Source organism: Streptomyces sp. NPDC059853 (assembly GCF_042731495.1).
Taxonomy (GTDB): domain Bacteria; phylum Actinomycetota; class Actinomycetes; order Streptomycetales; family Streptomycetaceae; genus Streptomyces.
In genome coordinates, this window is sequence record NZ_JBHWJL010000297.1 from 1 (window position 1) to 6,383 (window position 6,383).

The window sequence follows — 6,383 nt, forward strand, 5'->3', positions numbered from 1 at the left end:
CCGCCGGGGTGCGCGGGCCCGGCGGGGTGGGCGGCCGGAACGGTCAGAACCCGTGCGACAGCCAGGGCGCCACCGGCGAACCGAACGCCGTCGCCGCCGCCCCCAGCGCTCCCGGACGCTCCTCCCGCACCCGCCCGGCCCCCGCCAGCGCGCTCAGCGACACCCCGCCCAGATACGCCGCCCCCAACGCGTTCACCGACAGCGCCAGTTCGGCCGGGTCCGCCGTCCGCTCGCACACCGCGCCGTCCGGCCCGCCCGACAGCCGCCACCGGCCCTCGTTCCACGGGCAGAAGGCGTCGGTGACCTCCAGCACCACGTCCACCTCCGCGGCGTAGCGCCGCGCCGCCAGCGCGGGCCCGACCTCCACCGGCCGCAGATACAGCCCGTCCCGCACCCGCAGATTGCACCGGCGCACGTCCGACAGCAGATGAACGAACGGCTCGTCCACCGGCCGTCTGGCCAGGGCGACGGTCGACATCAGGTCGATGCCCAGCAGGTACCGCAGCAGCGCCGCGTACCCGGCCGGCTCCGTCGCCTGGAGGTCCCGGACCTCCACGGTGCCGTCGGGACCGCTCGGCTTCCAGGACGGACGGGTCAGATAACGGGCGTAGCCCAGCAGTTCACCGTCCCGTTCCGCCAGCACGCACAACTGCGGCGCGGCACCCGCCCGTACGTCCGGCGACACCCACAACCCCACCCGCTCCCAGCCGGGGCGGCGCGCCAGCATCCCCGGCCGGCGCGGCACCTGGCGGGCGTACAACTCCTCGCACGCGCCGAGCACATCGGCCGGATCCGCGACCCGGATCTCCACATCATCGGTGCCGGGCGGCGGCGAAAGCCGCACATCGCGCGTCTCGATCTCGGCCGACAGCTCCCAGGTCGCGGTACCGTAGCCGAAGCGGCCGTAGATCGAGGGCTCGGAGGCCGTCAACACCGCCAGGGGCTCCCCGGCGGCCCGCACATCGTCCAGTTGCTGCCGCATCATCCGCCGCAGGATGCCCCGCCGCCGGTGCGTGGGCGCCACTCCCACCATCGTCAGCCCACCGGCGGGCACCACCGCGCCGCCCGGTACCGAAAGGCCCAACGAGAAGGTGCCCGCCGTTCCCACGACACGGTCGCCGTCCCACACCGCGATCGACCGCTCCGTCTCGGTGAGCGAACGCCACAGCGCGCGTTCCTCGTCCGAGGCGAACGCACCGCCGAACGCCCAGATCACGGTGGAGAACCAGTTCTCCCAGTCCGCTTCCTCCAGCACACGCAGTTCCATCGTCATAGCACCATCCCTATCAACCTCCTTTCCGACGAGGCGAAGAGATTTCCGCCTCACCGCCCCTCCGCACGCAGGTACGGAAGCGTGGGAGGTTCGACGCACCCCCGAATGGGTGGATAAGGTCCTAGGACATGGCACGCGGTAGCGACAACGCACCCCCGGCGAACCCGAGACACCGGGCGCACAAGGCTCTCCACCGCCTGCGCACCTCCGTCCGCCGCGCCGCCGTCGACTCCTTCCGGGGCGGCGGCTCGGACTCCGCGGCGCTCACCGTGCTGCTGTGCTCCGTGCCCCTGCTCGCCGCGGGCACCCTCATCAGCTCCGAATGGTGCCCGCCCGAAGCACTCGCCCTCCCGCTGGTCGCGGGCGGGCTGCTGCTGCGACCCGCCAGCCTGCTCGGCCTCTACGGAGTCGCCGCCACCGCGCTGGTCGCCGAGACCGCCCTCATAGACAACAGCCGCGCCAACATCGACCCGGTCACCCCCGGCACCATCCTGGTGGTCGCCGCGGTGGCCCTGGCCGGGCTGCTGATCGCCCAGTTCCGCAGCCGCGTCGGCGTCCCCTGGCGGCGCGGCGGCACCATGCTCTTCGACCTGCGCGAACGCATCCGCGCCCAGAGCGCCCTGCCGAAGCTGCCGGCCGGCTGGTACCACGACATGGCGCTGCGCCCGGCCGGCGGCCAGTCCTTCTCCGGCGACTTCGTCGTCGCCGCCCGCACCGGCCCCGGCGGGCGCACCCTGGAGGCGGTCATCACCGATGTCTCCGGCAAGGGGATGGACGCGGCCTCGCGCTCCCTGCTGCTGTCCGGCGCGTTCGGCGGCCTCCTCGGCTCGCTTCCGCCGCACTCCTTCCTCCCCGCCGCCAACGGCTATCTGCTGCGGCAGGACTGGGACGAGGGCTTCGCCACCTCCGTCCATCTGGTGCTCGACCTCGACACCGGCGACTACGAACTGCTCTCGGCCGGGCACGTCCCCGGCCTCCAGCTGAACGCCGGAACCGGCCGCTGGACGGAGGTCGCCGCCGAGGGCCCGCTGCTCGGCGTCTACGAGGGCGCCGAGTTCCACCCGGCCAAGGGCACCCTGCGGCGCGGCGACGTCCTCATGCTCTTCACCGACGGCCTGGTGGAACGCCCGGCCCGCGATCTCTCCGAGGGCGTCGACCGGCTCACCGGCGAGGCCGACCGCTATGTGCCGGCCGGCTTCCGGGGCGCGGCCTGGCACCTCATCGAAGCCGTGGCCAAGGACGTCAACGACGACCGGGCCCTGCTCCTCATCTGCCGAGAGTAATCGGTCCGTCACCCACGAGTGTGATCATGGCGCCGGGTCCGGCCGCCGCCCGCCGGCCCGCCCGTGCCCGGCCCCCGGTCGCCCGCGACGGTCCGCACCGTGCCCCGCCCGGCCCGCACGCCGTACGCCGAACGGCCGCAGCGGCGCGGGACGGGCGGATGCGGACGGGCGGCCGGTGATCTTGGCTCGACACCATGAGTATCCGTGCGCGCACTCAGCGTTCCGATCGTTCCGATCCCCGTACGCTGCGCCGGGCCCTGGCCGGCAGCCTGCTCGGCGCCCTGGTGATAGCGGGACCCTGGACGGTCCCGGCCGCCGCGAGCAGCGAGCCGGCCGCGCCGTCCCCCGAGGCCGCCCACGGCCCGGCCGCCTTCGGCGCGGCGTACGGCCCCCCGGCCCGGGTCCCGCGCGCCGCCGCACCGCCGTCCGGCGCGGCGCCGCGCGACAACCCGCCGGTCATCGGGGACGTGGCCACCGTCTTCGCCCGCGCCTCGGCGGCCACCGGGTCCGCCGAGGTGTGGACCATGCCGGTCACCGGCTTCCCCATCAGCGCGGACTGGGGCATCCCCGGCGGCTGGGCGGCCGGCCGGCACACCGGCACCGACTTCGCCGTCCCGGTGGGCACCCCCGTCCAGGCGGTCGGCCCCGGCACCGTGATCTTCGCGGGCGACTGGGGCGACTACGGCAAGGCGGTCCTGATCGAGATGACCGACGGGTACTACACGCTCTACGCCCATCTGTCGGAGATCCACGTCAAGGACGGGCAGGTGGTCAACGGCGGAGTGCGGGCCGGGCTGTCCGGGAACACCGGCCGCAGCACCGGGCCGCATCTGCACTTCGAGGTGCGCACCTCGCGGGCGTACGGCAGCGACGTGGACCCGCTGGCCTATCTCGCCTCGCACGGCGTCACCACCGGCTGAACACGCCGGGAGGGGTGGCCCCGTACGGGACCACCCCTCCCGGGGCGCGGCGGGACGCGGCGGCGCTACTTCGCGGCCGGCACCTTCGCGGCCGGCGCGGGGGCGGCGGCCGGGTCGTCCTTCTTGAAGGCCCAGCCCAGCGGCGGTTCGACCACCCACCGGAAGAGCTTCTGCGAGGGGGTGGTGCACAGCAGCGTCACGACGGCGACACCGATCAGGGTGATGGCCACGTACCCGGCGGGGGTGTTCACCCAGTCCAGGTCGTACCAGCCCCACCAGCGGGAGCCCTTGATCAGGAAGCCGTGCAGCAGATAGCCGTAGATGGAGCCGGCGCCCAGCGCCGTGAACCACATGTGGCGGCCGGGCACGAACGCCAGGAAGCAGCCGGTGAGGACCAGGCCGCAGCCGAACAGGGCCAGCGACATGATCACGCCGTAGTCCCAGGTGAAGCCGAGACCCTGGGCGCTGTGGCTGCGGTAGAACCAGTGGTAGTCCATCCGCGGCGCCACCCAGTACGCGAAGAGCAGGGCGACCGGGCCGATCACCGCCGCCGCGATCCGGGTCTCGCGCCGCACCAGCCAGGTGAAGTGCTCGCGCCGCAGCAGCATCCCGAGCACGAAGAACGGCAGGAACTGCAGCACCCGCATGATGTTGAAGTCGTTGCCGAGGTCGGGCGAGACCGTCGCGATCGCGGCCACGGCCAGGGAGACCGGCAGCGGCCAGCGCAGCGCCCGCCACAGCGGGGCGGACAGCCGCCAGCAGAACAGCGCGATCAGGAACCAGGTGAGGTAGTACGGGTCGAGCAGGCTGAACGGCTCGAACAGCGGCTTGTCGGTGCTGTTCACCCAGCGGTCGAAGAGGGTGTACCCGACCACGAAGATCAGGTAGGGCACCAGCACGCCGGAGATCAGCCGCCCTATCTGGGCGGGTTTACCGGTGAAGCTGCGGGAGAAGTATCCGGCCAGCATGATGAACGCCGGCATGTGGAAGGCGTAGACGAACATGTAGAGCGCGGTGGCCGCCCGGGAGTCGGGCATGAGGGGGGCCCAGACGTGCCCCATGGCCACCAGCACGATCGCCAGGTACTTGGCGTTGTCGAAGTACGGATCGCGGGGCTTGCCCTTCGGTCGGCCGTCCGTGGCCTCCGGTGGGGGATCAGCCGTCCGCGCCCGTGCTGTGGGCAGGCTGGCTCGTGGATTACGGACGCGCAACATTGACGGCACGATAGCGCCTCACGGTGGGTACTGTCCGGCAGGGGGGTGCGTGAACAAGTCAACTGCCGGGTCGCCTACCCCATCAACCCCCATGTGTCACCCGGTTGATGGCACGATAGGGGCCCAGCGGGGGTAGGACAGCCGTGGTCAAGCTCTCGCTGGAGCGCAGGCGTACCGTCCGAAGGTGATGTGATCAGTCGTGGTTATCTCGTTCTCCCTGACGCTGCTGCTGGGTGTCGTGCTGTTCTTTCTCGCCCGCAGCGGCAACATCAAATGGGGGCCGGCCGTCGTGGCCATCCTCTTCGGCTTCTCACTCGCCTCCACCGGCGCGGCGGACCCGATACGGGACTTCCTGGAGTCGATCTCGAACTCCGTCAGCTCCGTGGACGATTCCATCAATTCGAGCGGTCCCTGACAACGCCGAGGCCCGGCCCCCGAGGGAGCCGGGCCCGGTGTGACGGAGCGGGCGACGGGAATCGAACCCGCGTAGCTGGTTTGGAAGACCAGGGCTCTACCATTGAGCTACGCCCGCCTGCCGGGGACCACCGGGCGGTTGCGCCACCGCGACGATCACCGTGCGGACAGCATCGTACCAGCGCCGCGCCGCCCGGAGGCGGGGGAGCCGGGGGGCGAGCGGGCCTGTACGCTACGTGTCGCGTCATGAGCGACCACGGGGTGTGGCGCAGCTTGGTAGCGCGTCCGCTTTGGGAGCGGAAGGCCGTCGGTTCGAATCCGGCCACCCCGACCACGTACTATGAAGAGATCGTGCGCCTGTGGCGTGCCCGGGGACCGGGTACCGGGTACCAGCGGTCAGACCGGCACCCATAAGCTCGGTCGTACAGCATCACAGCAGCACCGCATTCCTCCCAGAAGTCAGCCCCAAGGAGACCGACCGTGAAGAGCGCCGTGGAGACCCTGAACCCCACCCGGGTTCGGCTCACTGTCGAGGTGCCCTTCGAGGAGCTCAAGCCCAGCCTCGACGCGGCGTACCGGAAGATCAACCAGCAGGTCACGGTGCCCGGATTCCGCAAGGGCAAGATCCCGGCCCGCATCATCGACCAGCGTTTCGGCCGTGGCGCCGTGCTGGAGGAGGCCGTCAACGACGCGCTGCCCAAGTTCTACAGCGAGGCCGTCTCCGAGGGCGAGCTGAACCCGCTGGGTCAGCCCGAGGTGGACATCACCGAGCTGAAGGACAACGAACTGCTGACCTTCACCGCCGAGGTGGACGTCCGCCCCGAGATCACCATCCCCGACTACACGGGGATCGAGGTCACTGTCGAGGCCGCCGAGGTCACCGACGAGGACGTGGCCGAGGCCGTCGACCAGCTCCGTGAGCGCTTCGCCTCCACCTCCGTGGTCGAGCGCGCCGCCGCCGAGGGCGACGTCGTCAAGCTCGACCTGGAGGCCAAGGTCGACGGCGAGGTGCTGGAGGACGGCGTCGCCGAGGGCGTCGACTACACCATCGGCTCCGGCCAGCTGCTGGACGGCATCGACGAGGCCGTCACCGGCCTGGAGGCCGACGGCACCGCCACCTTCACCAGCACCCTCAAGGGCGGCTCGGCGGCCGGCCGCGAGGCCGAGGTCACCGTCAAGGTGATAACCGACTCCGCGCGCGATCTTCCGGAGCAGGACGAAGATATAGCCCAGCTGGCGAGCGAGTTAGACACCCTGGAGGAGCTTCGCGCGGACAGCC

At 71.6% G+C, this 6,383-nt stretch carries 6 protein-coding genes and 2 tRNA genes; 5 read left to right on the forward strand and 3 right to left on the reverse strand.

Annotated elements, in window-relative coordinates; all coding sequences use genetic code 11:
• Window positions 1–43 precede the first annotated feature (43 nt).
• Window positions 44–1,273, reverse strand: coding sequence for a GNAT family N-acetyltransferase (locus ACFV5N_RS23120; protein ID WP_385603059.1), 1,230 nt, complete (start codon window positions 1,271–1,273; stop codon window positions 44–46).
• A 128-nt stretch (window positions 1,274–1,401) separates the two neighbouring features.
• On the opposite strand from ACFV5N_RS23120, the gene ACFV5N_RS23125 reads away from it, so the two are divergent.
• Both ACFV5N_RS23125 and ACFV5N_RS23130 read left to right on the forward strand, forming a co-directional pair.
• Entirely contained in the window at window positions 1,402–2,556 is a 1,155-nt protein-coding gene (locus ACFV5N_RS23125; RefSeq protein ID WP_385603060.1) for a PP2C family protein-serine/threonine phosphatase, read from the forward strand.
• Between the two features lie 194 nt (window positions 2,557–2,750).
• Window positions 2,751–3,476 (forward strand): M23 family metallopeptidase, encoded by a 726-nt coding sequence (locus tag ACFV5N_RS23130; protein WP_385603063.1) that lies wholly within the window; start codon window positions 2,751–2,753, stop codon window positions 3,474–3,476.
• A 65-nt stretch (window positions 3,477–3,541) separates the two neighbouring features.
• Here the strand turns inward: ACFV5N_RS23130 and ACFV5N_RS23135 are convergent, their stop codons facing one another.
• Window positions 3,542–4,690 (reverse strand): acyltransferase family protein, encoded by a 1,149-nt coding sequence (locus ACFV5N_RS23135; protein ID WP_385603065.1) that lies wholly within the window; start codon window positions 4,688–4,690, stop codon window positions 3,542–3,544.
• Window positions 4,691–4,889: 199 nt separating this feature from the next.
• Between ACFV5N_RS23135 and ACFV5N_RS23140 the strand changes: the two genes are divergently transcribed.
• Window positions 4,890–5,105 (forward strand): hypothetical protein, encoded by a 216-nt coding sequence (locus ACFV5N_RS23140; RefSeq protein ID WP_385603068.1) that lies wholly within the window; start codon window positions 4,890–4,892, stop codon window positions 5,103–5,105.
• 46 nt (window positions 5,106–5,151) lie between these two features.
• On the opposite strand, the gene ACFV5N_RS23145 is transcribed toward ACFV5N_RS23140, so the two are convergent.
• Window positions 5,152–5,222: transfer RNA gene (locus ACFV5N_RS23145), tRNA-Gly, on the reverse strand.
• A gap of 139 nt (window positions 5,223–5,361) precedes the next feature.
• On the opposite strand from ACFV5N_RS23145, the gene ACFV5N_RS23150 reads away from it, so the two are divergent.
• Window positions 5,362–5,438, forward strand: a tRNA-Pro gene (locus ACFV5N_RS23150).
• A gap of 146 nt (window positions 5,439–5,584) precedes the next feature.
• The coding region (gene tig, locus ACFV5N_RS23155; RefSeq protein ID WP_385603070.1) for a trigger factor at window positions 5,585–6,383 on the forward strand (799 nt) is incomplete at its 3' end.

Excerpts from the sequence above, each read along its gene's own strand:
- ACFV5N_RS23135 (WP_385603065.1), bottom strand. The coding sequence starts at position 4,690 with ATGTTGCGCGTCCGTAATCCACGAGCCAGCCTGCCCACAGCACGGGCG.
- ACFV5N_RS23120 (WP_385603059.1), bottom strand. The coding sequence starts at position 1,273 with ATGACGATGGAACTGCGTGTGCTGGAGGAAGCGGACTGGGAGAACTGG.
- ACFV5N_RS23130 (WP_385603063.1), top strand. The coding sequence starts at position 2,751 with ATGAGTATCCGTGCGCGCACTCAGCGTTCCGATCGTTCCGATCCCCGT.
- ACFV5N_RS23125 (WP_385603060.1), top strand. The coding sequence starts at position 1,402 with ATGGCACGCGGTAGCGACAACGCACCCCCGGCGAACCCGAGACACCGG.